This is a genomic window from Gammaproteobacteria bacterium, from assembly GCA_024235095.1.
GTDB lineage: Bacteria > Pseudomonadota > Gammaproteobacteria > Competibacterales > Competibacteraceae > UBA2383.
In genome coordinates this window covers 918,512-937,320 of record JACKNC010000001.1, presented here as the reverse complement: position 1 = coordinate 937,320, position 18,809 = coordinate 918,512, and the positions used below count along the sequence as shown (strand labels likewise).

General features: G+C 56.2%; 12 protein-coding genes. 8 read left to right on the top strand and 4 right to left on the bottom strand.

Annotation, left to right across the window (positions count from 1 at the left end):
* Window positions 1-304 precede the first annotated feature (304 nt).
* The 8 genes from H6973_04005 to H6973_03970 all read left to right on the top strand — a co-directional run bounded on the left by H6973_04005 (window position 305) and on the right by H6973_03970 (window position 13,171).
* Window positions 305-2,296 (top strand): LssY C-terminal domain-containing protein, encoded by a 1,992-nt coding sequence (locus H6973_04005; GenBank protein ID MCP5124819.1) that lies wholly within the window; start codon window positions 305-307, stop codon window positions 2,294-2,296.
* A gap of 12 nt (window positions 2,297-2,308) precedes the next feature.
* On the top strand, window positions 2,309-2,854 hold the full coding sequence (locus H6973_04000) for a hydrolase (protein MCP5124818.1): 546 nt from the start codon (window positions 2,309-2,311) through the stop codon (window positions 2,852-2,854).
* A 21-nt stretch (window positions 2,855-2,875) separates the two neighbouring features.
* On the top strand, window positions 2,876-4,111 hold the full coding sequence (ispG, locus tag H6973_03995) for a flavodoxin-dependent (E)-4-hydroxy-3-methylbut-2-enyl-diphosphate synthase (GenBank protein ID MCP5124817.1): 1,236 nt from the start codon (window positions 2,876-2,878) through the stop codon (window positions 4,109-4,111).
* 30 nt (window positions 4,112-4,141) lie between these two features.
* Window positions 4,142-5,599, top strand: coding sequence for a magnesium transporter (mgtE, locus tag H6973_03990; protein ID MCP5124816.1), 1,458 nt, complete (start codon window positions 4,142-4,144; stop codon window positions 5,597-5,599).
* Between the two features lie 121 nt (window positions 5,600-5,720).
* Window positions 5,721-6,572, top strand: a complete 852-nt coding sequence (locus tag H6973_03985; GenBank protein MCP5124815.1) for a site-specific DNA-methyltransferase — start codon at window positions 5,721-5,723, stop codon at window positions 6,570-6,572.
* A gap of 36 nt (window positions 6,573-6,608) precedes the next feature.
* Window positions 6,609-7,361, top strand: coding sequence for a cytosolic protein (locus tag H6973_03980; GenBank protein ID MCP5124814.1), 753 nt, complete (start codon window positions 6,609-6,611; stop codon window positions 7,359-7,361).
* 41 nt (window positions 7,362-7,402) lie between these two features.
* Window positions 7,403-9,529, top strand: coding sequence for a glycosyl hydrolase family 57 (locus tag H6973_03975; protein MCP5124813.1), 2,127 nt, complete (start codon window positions 7,403-7,405; stop codon window positions 9,527-9,529).
* Window positions 9,530-9,652: 123 nt separating this feature from the next.
* A complete protein-coding gene (locus H6973_03970; protein MCP5124812.1) occupies window positions 9,653-13,171 on the top strand; it encodes an N-6 DNA methylase in 3,519 nt (1,172 codons plus the stop codon).
* 198 nt (window positions 13,172-13,369) lie between these two features.
* On the opposite strand, the gene H6973_03965 is transcribed toward H6973_03970, so the two are convergent.
* The 4 genes from H6973_03965 to H6973_03950 are packed head-to-tail and all read right to left on the bottom strand — an operon-like array spanning window position 13,370 to window position 18,805.
* Window positions 13,370-15,193: a protein BatD gene (locus H6973_03965; GenBank protein MCP5124811.1), complete on the bottom strand. Its 1,824-nt coding sequence runs from the start codon at window positions 15,191-15,193 to the stop codon at window positions 13,370-13,372.
* Between the two features lie 14 nt (window positions 15,194-15,207).
* Entirely contained in the window at window positions 15,208-17,277 is a 2,070-nt protein-coding gene (locus tag H6973_03960) for a VWA domain-containing protein (GenBank protein MCP5124810.1), read from the bottom strand.
* Window positions 17,274-18,314 (bottom strand): VWA domain-containing protein, encoded by a 1,041-nt coding sequence (locus tag H6973_03955; GenBank protein MCP5124809.1) that lies wholly within the window; start codon window positions 18,312-18,314, stop codon window positions 17,274-17,276. Before H6973_03955 ends, H6973_03960 begins: the two co-directional genes overlap by 4 nt.
* Window positions 18,311-18,805 carry a DUF4381 domain-containing protein gene (locus H6973_03950; protein ID MCP5124808.1) on the bottom strand — a complete coding sequence of 165 codons (495 nt, stop codon included), beginning with the start codon at window positions 18,803-18,805 and terminating at the stop codon, window positions 18,311-18,313. The genes H6973_03955 and H6973_03950 overlap by 4 nt, the downstream gene beginning before the upstream one ends.
* Between the last annotated feature and the right edge of the window lie 4 nt (window positions 18,806-18,809).

Below are 18,809 nucleotides of genomic sequence, written 5' to 3'. Positions count from 1 at the left end.
TACGAATGATTCACCTCACCTCCTGTCATCTTGAACCGAATTTTCCATGGACCAGATGACCTTCAAATATAGGATGATTGACCAGACTTATCAGCGAGTGACAGTATCTAACCGGAAACGGGCCAGTTTGGCCCGATGTAGAGTTCGCTCTCATTATTCCAACCCTAAAATGAAATGTTGACCTGCGATCTTATTGTCTTTCCAGATGGAAACCGGACAAATTCGGGAACAACTCCCTGTTTCCATTCCTGATACTTGGAACCTCTATAGTTAACATTTACTGCTGCCTATCTATCCGAAACCGATGCAATCCGAATTCGTCAATGCGCTGTTTGTCTGGGTAGCCGCCCATCCTGGCTGGATGAGTCTCGTCATCTTCATCACTGCCATGACGGAATCACTGGCCATTATCGGCGTCATCATCCCCGGCGTTTTGGTGATGTTCAGTCTGGGCGCGCTGATCGGCTTGGGACATCTGGAGTTCTGGACCGCTTACTGGTGGTCAACCGGAGGCGCTATTGTCGGCGACGCCATCAGTTTCTGGATGGGTCGCGCGTTCCATCAGAGTATTCGGCAAGTCTGGCCTTTCACTAAGCACCCCGGGATGATTGCCCGCAGCGAGGAATTCTTCCGCAAGCATGGTGGTAAAAGCGTGTTGTTTGGTCGCTTCTTCGGGCCGGTGCGTGGGACGATTCCTACGGTGGCCGGGATGATGGACATGACTTGGCGGCATTTCATGATCGCTAACGTGATCTCGGCAATCCTGTGGGCGCCGGCTTATCTGATTCCCGGTATGGCGTTCGGCGCCTCACTGGACATCGCCTCGCGTGTGGCTGGACGGTTAGTCGTGTTAATCCTGATCGTCGCTATACTGCTGTGGCTGACTGTCTGGTTAGTCACTCATGTAGTACGGATATTCCAGGCCCACGCCACGGATTGGTTGCAGCGATTCACCGTCTGGAGCCAGGGCCGGCGCTTTATCGGTCCGATCAGCGCCTCGCTGCTTGATCCCCGCGAAGGAGAGTTGCGCGGTTTAGCGACCCTGGCGACGCTGTTACTGGGTGGGACAGTGCTCCTCGGCCTGAGTCTGAGCGCTGCCGGTCGACAGTTGCCCAGTGGTCTGGATCAAAGTCTCTATCACTTTTTTAAGGAGTTACGCACGCCTTGGGCCGATGCCGTGATGGTGTTTATCACTGAAGCAGGTGATTATCAGGTAACTTTACCTGTAAGTCTAGTGGTTTTCGGCTGGTTGGTCTGGCAGCGCAACCACTCAGCGATTTGGCACTGGCTGGCAGCGCTGGGTTTTGGCATGGCGACTAATTTGCTGTTCCGTATATTATTACCCGTTTCCAGTCCAGATGATGTCGCACACGGTTTACAAGGCTACTCCTTCCCTTCGAGCCACGCGACGTTCAGCACCCTGGTCTTTGGATTCCTGGCAGCGCTGATTGCCCGAGAGATTCCGCTGGTTCGCCGCTGGCTCGTTTACCTGGCAGTAGCATTCATTATTATATCCATTGCCTTCGCTCGTCTTTATCTGGGTATCCATTGGCTGACCGATACCCTGGCGGGTCTATGCCTCGGATTGATTTGGGTAACGGTGCTAGCCATTGCGTATAACCGTCATCCGAAAACGAACCTGCATTGGCGCGGACTGCTGGCTTACGGTGTAGTTGCCTTATTGGCCACTGATTTTCTGCATGTCAGTCTTGATTACCAGGCCGATCTGCATCGTTATCAGCCGCAAACCGTGCTGCATACGCAGACGCGGGATCAGTGGTGGCAAGGCGGTTGGCGGGAATTACCCCAGCAACGGCTGGATTTCCAGGGACATCGCCGCCAAGATTTGTTGCTGCAATGGGCGGGAAACCGCGAACAATTGCAACAACGGTTGCAGGAAACCGGTTGGCGCCTAGCGCCAAAGCTGAATTTTAAGAGCATGCTACTCTGGCTAAATCCCCAAATCACATTGGAGGAGCTTCCAGTGTTGCCGCAACTCCACAATGGACGCGAAGATGAGTTCATCATGGTTCATTACAGTAGCCATGCTGAAACCCGCTGGCTGCTGCGGTTCTGGGATATCGGCGAGCGGTTGCGGGAAAGTGATGCGCCGATCTGGGTCGGCAGCATCAGTCGTCAGAAGCGCGAACCCCGGATGCGCCTCTTCACTTTCGCGGTGGATGACCCACGCTCTCATGTTCCGATGGATTTACTGATCCCCGCCTGGCGAGGCTTGCAAACCCAGCGGGTTACGGGTTCCAATCCCAAAGAATTTATTATCTTGATTGCTGATTGAGAGGATTGACCGATGTTGATGAGAGCCGAAACTTCCTGCTTGTTAGTCGTTGATTTCCAGGAACGACTGATGCCAGCGATTCACGAGGCTGACCGCGTTGTGGCCAATGGCGCTTGGTTGATCCAGATCGCCCAGCGACTGGAGGTGCCGGTGCTCGCTTCGGAACAGTATCCGAAAGGACTTGGCGCTACAGTAGCGGCGATCCGCGATCTACTGCCAGTGGAAGCATTTATGGAAAAAACCCATTTCTCCTGCGCCGCCGAACGAGATTGCATGAGGCGCATCGATGCGCTCGGTCGTCAGCAAATTATCGTCATCGGTGCCGAAGCCCATGTTTGTGTATTGCAAACTGCGCTGGATTTACGAATGGCGGGTAAGGATGTTTACCTGGTCGCTGACGCGGTTTCCTCACGATCGCCACGCGATGTGGATCTGGCGCTGGAGCGGATGCGCGTCGAGGGGGTGCGCGTGGTCAGCCGGGAAATGGTTGCCTTTGAGTGGCTGCATCAGTCCGGCACGGATCGGTTTCGCGAGATCAGTCGTGAATTTCTGCGTTAAGTCCGCACAGGAATACTCCCTATGGCTCTTGCTGCTTCTCCTCTCCCGCGCCGGCCCTGCATCGCCGTGCGCATTGGCCCTATCACTGTGGGCGGCGATGCGCCCATCGTCGTCCAGTCGATGACCAATACTGATACCGCCAACGCCGAGGCCACAGTCCAACAGATCGCCGAATTAGCTGAAGCGGGTTCGGAACTGGTGCGCATCACCGTCAACACCGAGGAGGCCGCCGCCGCCGTGCCAGTTATCCGGGAACGGTTGGCTGCGCAAGGGGTGAGCGTTCCGCTCATCGGGGACTTTCATTTCAATGGCCATAGATTGCTGAGCAAATATCCTGCCTGCGCCGAGTTGCTGGACAAGTACCGCATCAATCCTGGCAATGTCGGGCGTGGCCGGAAGAAGGACGAGCAGTTTGCCACGATCGTTGAAATCGCCTGTCGGCATGACAAGCCGGTGCGTATCGGGGTGAACTGGGGCAGCCTGGATCAGGAGCTGGCGGTGCGGCTGATGGATGAGAATGCGCGTTTGCCGAAGCCAGAACCGGCAAGTGAAGTGATGCATGAAGCGATGATCCGGTCGGCGCTGGAAAGCGCCCAGCGGGCTGAAGAAATCGGTCTGGGTCGCAATCGCATCCTTCTGTCGGTGAAGATGAGCGGAGTGCAGGATTTGATCGCGGTCTATCGTCGATTGGCGGCGCGCTGCGACTATCCGTTGCATCTGGGGCTGACCGAAGCCGGCATGGGCAGCAAAGGCATCGTGGCGTCCACCGCCGCGCTGGCGGTGCTGTTGCAGGAGGGCATTGGCGACACCATCCGCATTTCGCTGACCCCGGAACCGGGCGGCGATCGTCGTCAGGAAGTCCAGGTCGCCCAGGAGATTCTGCAAGCGATGGGGCTACGCTCTTTTACCCCCCAGGTCACTGCCTGTCCCGGGTGCGGGCGCACCACCAGCGACTATTTCCAGCGCCTGGCCCAGGACATTCAGACTTGGTTGCGTGAACAAATGCCGATGTGGCGTGAGCGTTATCCCGGAGTCGAGGAATTGAAAGTGGCAGTGATGGGGTGTGTCGTGAACGGCCCTGGCGAAAGCAAACAGGCTAATATCGGCATCAGTCTGCCCGGTACCGGAGAGGTTCCCGTGGCCCCGGTTTACGTGAATGGCCAGAAGACGGTGACCCTGAAAGGTGAAAGCATCGCCGTCGAATTCCAGCAAATTGTCGCGGATTATGTGGCGCGGCGTTACGAGGCCCAAGGCTAAATGCTCAAGACGACTTAATGTGAACTTCCGATGACCGATTCTGATTCTGCCGCCATGACCCGCCAATCTTCCCATAAGGTGGAGGATCATCTGCGGCAAATCGTCAAGCTACTGGAGAAGCATCAGCTGGTCGAGATCATGATCGACCGTGACCGGCGCAGTCCTCGCCATGATCTGATCGAATCGCTGGTGCATCGTCAGCACTTGGTGGAATTGCAACTTAAACTGCGCAGTCTGCATCCAGCCGATATTGCCTTCATCCTTGAGGCGTTGCCGGTCGATGACCGGTTGCTGGTCTGGCGCCAGATGCCCGATGAGCAGGGTGGAGAGGTCTTGCTGGAAGTCTCGGACGCCGTGCGGGATTCGCTGATCGAGATTCTGGAACGGCCTGCCCTGGTGCGGGTGCTAGGTCAACTCGACGCCGACGATTTGACGGAATTCGCCGAGGCCGTGCCCGACGACGTGCTAACGGAAGTCCTGCAGTCATTAAACGCCCGCGACCGCGACTGGTTGCGGACCACCATGGCCTATACCGAAGACCAGGTCGGTCATTTGATGAGTCAGGATGTCCTCACCGTGCGCGAGAATCAGCGGGTTGAACAAGTGTTACGGCTGCTGCGTGGCCGCGAGGATTTACCGCCGAACACCGATTGCCTGTTCGTGGTCGACGCCCGTCATCTGCTCAAAGGCGTGTTGCCGTTGCAGGCGCTATTGCTTAATGAACCGCAAACGTCTGTGGCGGAGCTGATGCTAACGGATTCCGTGGTTTTTAACGCCACGGACAACGCCGATGACGCCGCCCGCGCTTTTGAACGCTACGATCTGGTATCCGCGCCGGTGGTCAACGAACGGGGTAGGCTGGTGGGCCGGCTGACGGTGGATGAAGTAGTGGACTACATCCGCGAGGAGTCGGAAGAGGATGTGCTGAACATGGCGGGTTTGCGCGGCGACGAGGATCTGTTCGCGCCGATCTGGGACAGCGCCCGTAACCGCTGGCTGTGGCTGTCGGTCAACCTCTGTACTGCGTTCATCGCTTCCCGAGCGATTGGTCTGTTTGAAGGGACGATTTCGCAAATTGTGGCTCTGGCGACCTTGATGCCGATTATCGCGGGCATCGGCGGCAATTCCGGCAATCAAACTACGGCCCTGGTGGTGCGTGGCCTGGCGCTGGGTGAAATTACCCCGGAGAATACCTGGCATCTGGTATTTAAGGAGTTGGGCGTGGGGCTGCTTAATGGCATCGTGTGGGGGGCCACCGTGGGATTGTTCGCCTACCTGCTATACTGGAACCTGCCCTTGGGGGGCGTTATGGCCGCGGCAATGCTGCTGAACCTGTTGCTGGCTGCGCTAATGGGCGTGGCCATTCCCTTGATTTTGCACAGTCTGGGTCGTGATCCGGCGCTAGGTTCCAGCGTTTTACTGACCTTTATCACCGATGGCATGGGATTTTTCATTTTTCTGGGGCTGGCAACGATTTTTTTGCTGTAGGACCCAGCAAATTTATTTTCGGCAATTGGCGGCGGCGGGTTGCCTGACCATTTTGGTAAAATCTTTCACAAACTGTCTTAGTGTTTAGGTTTTCGGTTAAAACCTGTGTAGGAGCGTAACGGTGGAAATTCTGAACAGAATTTTTCCTGGTGATTGTGGTGATGTCCTAAAAGCATTCCCTGATAACTCAGTGGATTTAATTTTTACGTCGCCACCCTACGCAGATCAACGCCAAAAAACTTATGGTGGAGTCAATCCTGATGAATATGTTGATTGGTTTTTGCCAAAATCGGAACAATTACTCCGTATATTGAAGCCTACCGGGACTTTTATACTCAACATTAAAGAGCGAGTCGTAGATGGAGAACGACATACTTATGTTATAGAACTTATATTGGCCATGCAAAAACAAGGCTGGCTTTGGACTGAGGAATTTATCTGGCATAAAAAAAATTCATATCCTGGTAAATGGCCGAACCGGTTTCGGGATAACTGGGAAAGACTCATTCAGTTTAATAAAAATAAGAAATTTAATATGTATCAGCAAGAAGTTATGGTTCCAGTAGGGGACTGGGCAAAAGATCGCTTGTCTAATTTGAGTCAAACCGACAAAATGAGAGATGAATCCAAAGTAGGCAGCGGTTTTGGAAAAAATATCTCAAACTGGTTAGGGCGTAATTTGGTATATCCGACGAATGTTATTCACATGGCTACCGAATGCTCTAATCGAAATCATAGCGCTGTTTTTCCCATTGACTTACCTAAGTGGTTCATCAGACTTTTTACTCAGCAAGGTGATGTTGTGCTCGATCCATTTGTTGGCTCTGGCACAACGGCTGTAGCAGCAGCGCAGATGGGGCGTTGCTATTCAGGAATTGAAATTAATCCTGAATATATCGATGTTTCTATGAACCGTTTAACTCAAATACGAATTCAATTGCCTGATACTGTGGAAGAACAAGAAATTTATTAAACCTCTTAAATATCTTTCTTAAAAAGTGTTCCACTAATGAATCTTCTTGATCTGGATAAGGTTTGTACTTATGTTAATGAGCATGTGGCAGACTTTCACCACCGTCGCATTAAATCACTTGAAGAACTTAAACTTGATAAACTGTTGACTAAAAATCCTTATCTCTTCAAGGCAAAAAATGTCGCTACTGCAAGTGAGTTAATATCTAACCTGCTTGAGGCTTTCTTATCTTCTTCCGAAGAAAAGCTATTTGGGGATTTTTTAGAAGGATTAGCTGTTTACATTGCCGAGATGACCTGTGGAGGCCACAAGTCTACTGCTCCAGGAGTGGATTTGGAATTCATCAATAACAGCGTTCATTATGTGATCTCCGTAAAATCAGGAACAAATTGGGGTAACAGCTCTCAACAAAACAAATTGGAACAGGATCTGAAAAATGCCGTAACCCGAGTCAAGCAATCGAAGCGAGGCATGAATGTTCAACCTGTGCTGGGTATCTGCTATGGAAAAACAAAAACAAGCTACGTTCGCGGATATATGAAAGTAGTAGGGCAGAACTTCTGGTATCTTGTTAGCGGGAATCAGCATCTCTATACAGAAATTATCGAACCTGTTGGATATATGGCCCAAGAACACAATGCAATGTTTTTCATTGGGAAGAGCAATGTAACAAACCGATTTACCAAGGAATTTATCGACCGTTTCTGTGATGAAAACGGGGCGATAGACTGGATTAGACTTGTAGAGTTTAATAGCAACAATTTTGACTTAGACAAATTTCTACCGTGAAACGAAGACTGCTACCACTCCCATCAACGCGAGGTTATGCAATGGCTGATGTTTTTAACCGTATTCTGCAGATTGAACTGCCCGAAACGCTGGAATGTGACGAATCTGGCAAAAATCCGGCCTTTACCCTCACGTTCGTCGCTGATGGCCAGGTTCCGTTTCCCCAGATGATCCTGCACGCGCCGGACGGACAGCGCCTGATCACCGGTGAGGCGTTGGAGGAAACGGTCGTCGATGGCGATTACCACTACACAGCCACCGTTCCAGCGGGACTGTTGTGGCCCAACACGATCACTGTACAGGCGGAAGGTTGCCGCAAGGCCGATATTCAACAGGCCGGCGGCGGCGACTGGATCAAGGAATTTCGCCAGTTGCGCATCGCGCCGAATGTCAAGGCCAAGCCGGTGATTCGGGTCGCCACCGGGCCGGGCGATACTCCGGTCAAGCTGTACTTTGGCATCCACAAGCACATGCACCAGCCCTACTATAACGTCACTGACCAGTATTACTGGGATGGCGAAAAGGACGGCATCTTCGGGGCGCGCGGCGGCCCCTACACGCATTTCATTCCCACCGCCGCGCGTCAATACATCAGCGGCGGCCTGCCGCATGGGGGTCTGTCGACCAGTTGGAGCGGTTCGCTGATCGAGCAACTGGACCGTTGCGCCACCGATGGTCTGTGCGGCGGGCGGTTCGGCAACTGGAATCATGAGTTGCGCGCCATCGCCCAGGAAAAAACCGTGCTGGGTCATCCCCGCGTGGATTTCGTGGCCTTCGGGTTCTTTCATCCATTGATGGCGCTGATCCCGGAGCGGGACATCGTCAAGCAGGTCGAATGGCATCGGAACATCATCCGCTCGGCGTTTGGCGTGGAAGCGTCCAGCGTGATGTTCCCCCCGGAAACCGCTTTCCATATTCGCATGATCCCGGCGCTGAATCAGGCCGGAGTCAAGGCGGTGATTTATGATTCGATCCATCGCTTCCGGGCCTGCCAGGATTATCCTTACGCAGGCATTAATGAGGGCATGTTGCCGCCGAATCCCGCCGAACAGGTCAATCCGCCGGTCAATGACTGGCTGCAACTGCACAATATCTGGGCCGGGTCGAAAATCTCGCCGAGCTTGCTGAAACCGGAATATGTGCAGTATGAAGACCCAGAGGGCAAGGTTCATAAAATCATCGCGGTGCCAGCGGAGCGCTATATCGGCAACGAGGACGCCCGGGGCGGCTTCGGGGCGCTGCAATATCCCGACGTGCTGGGCCAGGTCTATAACCGGATCGTCGACACTGGGACGTTTGACCCCAAGCATCCGCCGTTTTTCTTGCTGCACTCCGACGGCGACAATCACGGCGGCGGCGCGGACAGCTACTACAACCACAACACTGGGGAAATGGTGCGTTGGCTGCAAGGCGATCCGCGCTTTGAACTGACCTCGGTGCATGACTACCTCGATCGGTTCCCGCCTGATCCAGAACAAGCGGCGCATATCGAACCGGGTTCCTGGAGCGGGGCCGACAATGGCGATCCGCAGTTCATGAAGTGGTTCAGCCGTTACGATCAGCCCTATTCGCCGGATCTCAATTCCTGGGCGGTGCTGACTGCGTTCCAGAATGTCGTGCATACCCTGGAAGACGTCGATCCCAACCAGGCTGGACTGCATGATATTACCTGGCTGATGCTGGCTGCCGAGACCAGTTGCTACTGGTACTGGACCGGGCAACACGTTTGGGATCAGCAAGTCACCAACGCCGCCAATCAGGGTTATCGCGTGGTGAAGAGTCAGGTTGACGCCCTGCTAGCCGCTGGCAAAGATCGCACTGGACCGACCATTTTTGCGCCGTGGGTGACCCCGGAAAATCCCGGCGGCAAGCGTTGGGGGCAAGGTTGTCTGCTGGATGCGCCGCGCGAGGGTACGGTGCATACCTTCGTTTACGACATCAGCGGGCTGAAGCAGGTGACGCTGATATTGCGCGATGCGAACGGCGAAACGCGGCTGGCGATGACCGATCATGGCCCGTATCCCACGCAAACCAGTGCGGCAATCACCGGAAATTATTACACGGCGAAGTTGCCAGTCGGCGCGGGTGATGTGCGTTACTACATCGAGGCGGAAGACAGCAAGGGGAACTTCTCACGCAGTGCGCTGGAGCGGGTGTATCTGGCGTAGCGGCGCAGAAGAGGAATCCCCAGATCTCCTTTTTCAAAGGGGAGCAAAGCGTCCCTGCTATGGTTTCCTCACCTTTAGCAAGCGGGTTAGGGGGATACTCCCTAACCCCAACACTCCCCCACGATGACCTCCCCTGCCGAAACCTACTTTACTGTCCTGGCTGAGATTCGCGCCACGGGCGGCGGCGTTCAGGAAACGTCCTATTATCCGGCGCTGATCCAGTTGCTGAATGCGGTCGGCGAGATGCTGAAGCCGCGTGTGCTGGCGGTGTCGCAATTGCAGAATACCGGGGCGGGCAACCCGGATGTAGGCTTGTTCACCGCGAATCAACTACCCAAAGGCGTCGCCGAACCGTTGCCCGGCCAGTTGCCGGAACGCGGCGTGGTCGAGATCAAGGGGATGGCGGACGATAGTTGGCTAACGGCGGGTGGGGCGCAGGTCGGCAAGTATTGGGAGCGCTACCGGCTGGTGCTGGTGACCAATTATCGGGATTTTCTGTTGATTGGTGCGGATCGGCAGGGGCAGTCGGTGATGCTGGAAACCTTGCGGCTCGCGGAATCGGTTGATGAATTCAAGTCCCGGCTGCAACAGCCTCGTGCGTTTGCCCAAACCCACGGTGAACGCCTGGTGGAGTATTTGCAGCGGGTCATGTTATGCGCTGCGCCGTTGAACAGTCCGCGTGACGTGGCCTGGTTCCTGGCCTCGTATGCCCGCGAGGCCAGGACGCGATTGGCGGATAAGCCGGATTTGCCGGCGCTGCTGGCGCTGCGGTCGGCGCTGGAGAATGCGCTGGGCCTGCATTTCGAGGCGGAGGAGGGTGAGCATTTTTTCCGGTCTACGCTGATTCAGACCTTGTTCTATGGGGTGTTTTCCGCCTGGGTGTTGTGGTCTCAGGAACAACCGAATCGGCAAGATCGTTTCGACTGGCGGCTGGCCAGCTGGATCTTGCGCGTACCGATGATTCGCGGGTTGTTTGAACAATTGTCGCAGCCGTCCCGGTTGTTGCCGCTGGGACTGACCGAGGTGCTGGACTGGGTGAATGGGGTGTTGAACCGGGTGGATCGGGAGGCGTTTTTCCGCCTGTTCGCCGCCGGTAACGCCGTGCAGTATTTCTATGAGCCGTTCCTGCAAGCATTTGACCCGGAACTGCGCAAGCAGTTGGGTGTGTGGTACACGCCGCCGGAGATCGTGCGCTATATGGTGGCGCGGGTGGATACGGTGTTGCGGGAAGAATTGGGCATTGCGGACGGGTTGGCCGATCCGGGCGTGTTCATTCTCGATCCGTGTTGCGGCACCGGCGCGTATTTGACCGAGGTGTTGCGCTTGATCAAGGCCCGGCTGGATGAACAGGGTTTGGGCAGCTTGGCCGGGGCGAAGTTGAAACAGGCGGCGCTGAAGCGGGTGTTTGGCTTCGAGCTATTGCCCGCGCCGTATGTGGTGGCGCATTTGCAACTGGGTTTGCTGCTGCAACAGGGGGGCGCGACGCTGGAAACCGATCCGTTGACCAGCGAAATGGAGCGGCTAGGCGTTTATCTAACCAATGCGCTGACCGGTTGGGAACCGCCGGATGAGGAAGGCAAGCGGCGCATGGCGCAACTGATGCTGAACTTCCCGGAGTTGATGACGGAGAATCAGGCGGCGCGTCGAGTGAAACAGGAACAGCGAATTCTGGTGATTCTAGGCAATCCGCCCTACAACGGATTCGCCGGGGTGGCGGTGGACGAGGAACAGGAATTGACCCGCGCCTATCGGCAAACCCGCCATGCGCCCGCGCCGCAAGGGCAGGGTTTGAATGATCTGTATGTGCGGTTTTACCGGATGGCGGAGCGGCATATCGTCGAACACAGTGGGCGGGGCGTGGTTTGTTTTATCTCAAATTATTCCTGGCTGGATGGGCTGTCGTTTACTGGAATGCGGGAACGCTATCTGGAGAAGTTTGACCGGATTTGGATTGATTGCCTGAATGGCGACAAGTACAAAACCGGCAAGCTGACCCCGGAAGGGTTGCCTGATCCCAGCGTTTTTTCCACCGATTTCAACCCGGAAGGGATACAGGTCGGGACGGCGATTGCCTTGATGGCGCGGAAAATCCCTGAAAATACAGAAACTCCCATGAGCGATAATCTCCCCCCTTTGGAAATCACCCATGCGGATCTCCCCCCTTTGGAAATCACTCATGCGGATCTCCCCCCTTTGAAAAAGGGGGGTCGGGGGGGATTTAGTGCAGACTCAGAAATCCCCCCTAGCCCCCCTTTGCCAAAGGGGGGAACTGAAAAGACTTTGCTCCATTTCCGTCACTGGTGGGGCAAGCGCAAGCGTGAAGAACTTGCCGAAAGCCTCGACCCGTCGCCGGAATCTCATTACTCGGTGCTGCAACCGCCACTAGCGTTGGGCCTGCCCTTCATGCCCATGCAGGTGGAGGCGTATTATCTCGCTTGGCCACGCCTGCCCGAATTGTTGCCCGCCTCCTACCCCGGCGTCAAAACCAGCCGCGACGATGCCTTGGTCGACATTGACCGCGCCGCGCTGGAACAACGGATGCGCAAGTATTTCGATCCGAAGGTCAGCGATGAAGAAATACGAAGAATTGCGCCTGCTTTGATGGAGAAAACCAGCAGCTTTGATCCGAAAGCAACACGCGCAACTCTGCAAAAACGTGGATTCAGGCCGGAAAATATCGTGCGTTATGTTTATCGGCCCTTTGATGTTCGGTGGTTGTACTGGGAAGCGGAAACCAAATTGCTTGATCGAAATCGGAGCGAATACATTCCGCATGTTTTCCAACATAATTTATGGGTTGCTTCTGCCCAAAAACTACGGCGCGACTTTGATCCGCCCGTTGTGATTCAGCGAATTGGCGCGGGACATTTGATTGAAAGAGGCGCAAATCTTTTTCCCATCTATCTCAAGCCCTTCGCCAGCCAAAGCACTTACCAACCCAATCTCAGCCCTGCCGCCGCCAACTACCTCACCCGCCTCGATGCCGACGCGCCAGCGTTGTTTCACCACATCGTCGCCATTCTTCACGCCCCCGCCTATCGCACCGACAATGCCGGAGCGCTGAAACAGGACTGGCCGCGCATTCCATTACCCGCCACGCGAGAGCGGCTGCTCGCCTCCGCTGAATTAGGTCAGAAAATCGCCGCCCTGCTCGATATTGAAACACCCTTGCCCGGCATCACTCAAGGTAAACCACGCCCGGAACTGGCGGCCATCGCCCTGCTGACTCTTCCGAATGATGTCGCACTCACGCCGGAACATCTTAAAGTCACCGCCGGTTGGGGTCATGCCGGCAAAGGCGGCGTCACCATGCCCGGCAAAGGGAAAGCGGTCAGCCGCGCCTTAACCGACGCCGAACAGCCGGGTTTAGGCGCGGAAACCCTGGATATTTACCTGAATGCACAATGCTACTGGAAAAATATCCCGCGCCCGGTCTGGGAATTCACGCTGGGCGGCTATCAGGTGATTAAAAAATGGCTGTCGTATCGGGAGCTGGAATTACTGGGACGGCCCTTGTCCGCTGATGAAGCCCTGGAATTGACCTGGATCGCGCGGCGGATTACCGCACTTGTGCTCATGCGCCCGATGCTGGATGAAAATTATCATACCAATTCTCGTTATGTTAGCGAATGTAGCGGATAGGGTCAGCGCAGAAGCTCCCCCCTTTGAAAAAGGGGGGAACCTATGATTCAAAACTTATCGAGAAGCGGTATTAGTAGCGTAACCGGGAAAATGCGGTATGCAACTTTTATTCATCATTACAATAAAACCCTGTCCGTCGCCGTTGCGTAAGAGTCCACTACTCTTTCTACAGCTACCGATGCTTTAATCCATGATCAGTCATGCTGGATACAATGTTGGCAGTGCCTCTCCTTTCGCTCCGTGCTCGACCTTATCTGCCTTCATCCTGAATGCTGTGGAAATTTGTTGGTAGAACGCAGCGCCATCCAGGATTTCTCCAGAGTCTCGATATAGCCACCGATCAAACTGCTTCAACGCCTGACGCGCCCCGTCGTCGTTGATTCGCGCCGCCATGCTTAACACGGACCGCGGGGGATTTTCGGGCCATCGAATCGTTGCCCAATGCAAAAGCGCGCTTTTCATCCGCTCGGCGTCATTGGTCTGGCAAGCCCGTTTCAAGTCACGCAGGGCTTGTTGCTGAGAGAGGACGCTATGTTCCTGTTCGTTTGTTGATATGGATACGGTGCGCGCCTCCCGGCGCGTCTTCCACCACAGGAACAAGGTTGCGATCCAGGCCAACAAAAAAGCCAACGCAATCCAGGGCCAATAGGCCGGTGTGACCACAGGCGGAATTGACGGAGTTGATGCAGGTTGCGGCGGTGTTTCCTTGGCCACTGGAGAGAGGGATTCCTGAGTTTGCGGTTTGGGATTCACAATCGGCGCTTGGGCCAGAGCTGGTTGGGCCGGCGTTTGTTGTGCTGAAGCCGGGGCTTTGCCCACAACGGTAATTTTCCGGGCGGGCGCGACGGCTTCACGCATTTGATTGGCTTGAGTGTCCCACCAGGGAATGCGGATCTCCGGCAACACGAAATCGCCGGGGCGCGTGGGGACGATAGCGATCTTCTGCTCGCGCTTCCCTATCACGGTTGTGGGGTCGGATTGGGTTTCAGTCACTGGTTGGTCAGGGTAAAGCTTCAAATCGTCCTGAGAAGGTAAGGGCAGTTCGGGAAGCTGGGCGCCGGTTAGTCCACGCGCTTTCAAGGTCAGTGTTCGCGTGACTGGCTCCCCCACCTGGAACTTGGGCGGGTCGGGCGACCAGGCTTCATCAAGGGTTAAATTTTCCGCCGGTAGCCAGGGGCCAACACCGGATTGGGGCGGACGCGCCTTGACGTTGATTTCGGCGGGCTGACCGCGCACCTGCACCGGGCGGGTGGCCTGAAACAATGAATTGAAAGGATCGGCGCCAAAAAAGCTGCTGCCCGAGCCAAAGAAAGGGTTAGTGTGCGAGGGCTGGCGAGTATCGGGAATCTGAGCCGCGAAAATTGGCGATTCAATGGTGAGAGCGCCGCTGCTTTGCGGAAAAATGGCGTAGCTGCGTTCGATGACGCCATAGCGTCGGCTGCCGCGCTGGGTCTGGTATTGCCGGTCATCACCCAACCGTTCGATCAGCGCATTCGCCGCTGTGGGATCCGTCAGTTGCGGTGTGCGTGGGTTCACCGCGTAATAAATGCGGACGACATAGGTGATTTGCTGCTGTACATAGGGCGCATCCGGTTTGACCTCCGTCTCGACGAACAGATCAGGCGTCGCCCCGTCAGCAGGGGCAGCGCCGGCCTTGGCGACTTGAAGGGTGATCGGCTGCGTTTGCTGTTGACCGACGGTGATCGCTGGAATGGTGAGCGTCCCACTGCGTTGCGGGGCCAGCGTCACCACCCAGCGGGTCTTGGCGCTCACTGCGCCGTTCACGATGCTGACCTGATTACTGCTGGTGGTCCCCAGCACCTGGAAGTCTTTCGACAGCGGCGATAAATCAGGATCGCCACTGGGATTGCGTTCCGCCACTTCGATGATCAGACGTAAAGTTTCTCCTTCGGCGACCGTGTTCCGATCGACGAAGGCGTTGATCTCCTGAGCCGCCAGGGCTGGATAAACCCATAAAGTCTGAACCAGGCTCAGCAACAAAATGGAAAGCCAGTGTTTCATGATGACTCCCGGCCTTATTGGGCCTGTTGTTGGCGGCGCAGATGTTCCAGCCAGAATTTTCGCCGCAGCAATCCGCTAGGATCATCGGGTATGCGCCGTAACCACTGATTCAGCGCCTGCTCATTTTCCGAAGGTTGAGTCAGTTCCGGGGAAGGAGCGGCAGGGGCTTCCGGCGGGGAATCCTGCGGCGCTTCCGAAGCGGAGGGCGTCAGAGTGTTTTGTTGAGCTTCCTTATTTTCATCCGCTTTTTTCTGTTCCATTTGAGCAGTCGATGGCTTGGAATCCGGGGATTGCTGATTGCCCTTGCCCTTCTGCTGATCTTGCTTGGAGTTTTCTTTACCGGTTGCGGATGGCTTGTTTTCTTTGCCTTGCTGCTGGTCTTCCTTGGAGTTTTCTTTACCGGTTGCGGATGGTTTGTTTTCTTTGCCGTTCTGCTGATCTTGCTTGGAGTTTTCTTTACCGGCTGCGGATGGCTTGTTTTCTTTGCCCTTCTGCTGATCTTGCTTGGAGTTTTCTTTACCGGCTGCGGATGGCTTGTTTTCTTTGCCGTTCTGCTGATCTTTCTGCGGGTTGTTCTGACCGCTTGACGACTGCGAGTCCGGCTTGTTGGATGACTTCTGATCCTGTTGCGCCTGTGAGTTCTGATCGCTGTGCTGATTTTGCGAGTTTTGGGCGTTTTTCTGCTGCTGTTTCTGTTTTTGCTGCTGTTTTTGCTGTTCAAGCAACTGCTCCATCAGCGCCTTGTTATGCTGCGCATCGGCGTGATTCGGGTTCCGTTTCAGCGCCTGCTCGTAAGCACCAATGGCTTCCTGCAATCGCCCCAGGTGCGCCAGGACATTACCGCGATTATAAAAACTGTCGGCGGTCTCCTGTTTCCCAAAGTTCTCCAGGGCCTTTTCGTAGTCGCCGGCCCGGTATTGCGCCGAACCTTTCCAGGCCGGATCCTGAAGTAACTTTGCTGCCTGTTGCGCATCGCCGGCCTGGAGCGCTTGAACGCCTTGCTGATCAGGACGCGCCCATAAATCCTTCCAGCCGAAGGCCGCCGCCGGGTGCGGTGTGACTAAGATGCCGAGAACAATGACCATCAGCCAGCCACGCCGGAAGGCCAGAGCTGCCAATGGCAACAGAAGCAGCACCAGCCACGGCCCTTCTTCCCGCCAGCGATCCGTGGACCGTTGATGCGAGGGCTCCTGACGAATTTCCCGAGGGCGCTCCTGAGCAGACAATAGGGTTTCAATATCCCGGTCGTCGACGCTGAGACGAGCAAAACGGCCGCCACCCTGGCGCGCTAACTCGGTCAACGTCGCCTGGTCCAGGCGTGGTATGACAATCGCCCCAGATGCGTCTTTCAGGAAGCCACCCTCCGGCAGCGGAATCGGAGCGCCTTCCGAGGTGCCCACCGCCAACACCGACACCCGCCGACCGTGGGCGCGCAGCGCAGCCACCGCCTCCAGAACCGCCGCCGGATCATCATAACCATCGGTTACCAGGATGATTTCCCCGGTATCCTGGATGCCTGCCTGACTTAACAAATCGTCAGCCATGCGCAATGCAGTATGGGCATGGTCGCCCGGCGCCGGCATCAATTCTGGAGCAAGCGCCGGCAGAAGGGCGGCGATGGTTTTCGTGTCATCCGTCAACGGCGCGACGACGAAGGGTTCCCCAGCAAAAACGACCAGACCGGTTTGACCCTCCCGAAAGCGAGCCAGAAGGTCCAGCACCTTGAAGCGGGCGCGGTCGATGCGCGAGGGACGCGGGTCCGGCGCATTCATGGAGGGAGAGAGGTCGAGGACCATGATCCGCGCCGCCTGAGCCTGGAAAACCGGTTGGGGCAGCTTTTGCCACACCGGACCCGCCAGGGCGATTACTGCCAGCGCCCAGCCCACGGCTAGCAACAACAACGGCAGATGATGATGTGAAGTGCGGCGCACCAGTAGCCGCGCCAGTAAGTGCGGGTCGCACTGATTGTCCCAAGCGGACGCTCCGCTGGACTGGCGCAGCAACCGCCAGACAATAAACGTCAATGGCAACAAGGCCCATAACCAGATTGGGCGCAGCCAATGAAATTCGGATAAAGCGCTCACCGGTTGACTCCAACTCGTGCGGCCCTTGCTTCTCTAGCGTACGCTATCGCGGGCCAGTACAGGCGGCGGGCGGCGAGAAGGACTGAGATCAACAACGCGAAACTCAGTGGCCAAACGAACAAGGATTGGCGCGGACGGAAATATTCCGTGTCCCGAGCAACCGGTTCCAGTTGGTCCAGTTCCTGATAGATGGCTTCCAGGGAGGCAAGATCTGTGGCGCGAAAATAGCGGCCACCGGTCATCTTGGCGACGGCTTGCAGCGTCGCTTCATCCAGGTCAGCGGAAGGGTTGATGATTTGCGGGCCGAAGAAGGTGTCGCGGCGCATCGGTTTAGCGCCCAGGCCGATGGTGTAAATGCGCATGCCGTGTTCAGCCGCCAGTTTAGCGGCTTGGCGCGGCGTCACTTCTCCGGCGGTATTCGTCCCGTCCGTTAGCAAAATTAGCACCCGATCCTGAACGTTGGAATCTCGCAGCCGTTTCAGCGCCAGCCCGATGGCGTCGCCGATGGCGGTTTCTTTTCCCGCCAGACCCACGACGGACTCATTAAGCAGAGTCGCGACGGCGTCGCGATCAAAGGTCAGCGGGGTTTGTAAATAAGCCTGCGCGCCAAACAGAATCAGTCCGAGTCGGTCGCCAGTGCGTCGTTCAATGAAGTCCTGGGCGGCGGCTTTGACGACTTGCAAACGATTCGCTGGCTGTCCGTTCAGCATGAAATCCTCCTGCGCCATACTGCCCGAGAGGTCGACCGCCAGCAGCAGATCTCGCCCGCTGGTCGGCAAACTCACCGGTTCGCCCAGCCATTGCGGCTGAGCAGCGGCCAGCACCAGCAGCAACCAGGTCAGCCACGGCGCAACGCTTGTCCAGCGCTGCCGCCGCATCCTGCGCCCGTCCGTTTCGTTGTGCAGCGCCAGGATTTCTTCCAGAAACGGAACCCGCAACGCCGAACCCTTGCTGGAAGGTGCAGGCGGCAACCCGCGCATCGCGAGCCAGGGCAAGGGCAACGCCAGCAGCGCCCACGGCCATGCCAAGTGAATCATGATGAGGTGACCCTCCTCCCGCGTTTACCAGCCCGCTTGATCCAGGTTTCGGCGATCTTCAGCAGTTCTTCCACGGCGAAGGCTTCGCTGGGTCGATAAGGCGCGCGGGTCAACGCCTGTCCCGGTCCTTCGCTGAATCCGCCGCCGCCGGTGCGATCCAGAAATTGCAGCCAGGCTGCGCCGACCAGGCCAGCGACTTCATTTCTGTGGAAATAAACCAGCGCCAGCCGGCGCAATAGCAGGGAGACGCCCACGGCAACGGCGGTTCCATCGCCATCGCGCAGAAAGTCGGTGCGTAACCGCGCCAGTTCTGTGAGCGCAGCGCGCCGAGGCGACTCACGCCGATAGCGACGCCAGATCGCGATCAGCCCAGCGATGATCATCAGCGACAGCACGGTCAACAGCCACCAACCCGGCGCCGGAGGCCACCAGGAAACTGCATCGGGAAGATGAATATCCCGCAAATTCGCCAGAGGGTTAGCTGTAGGCATGGGG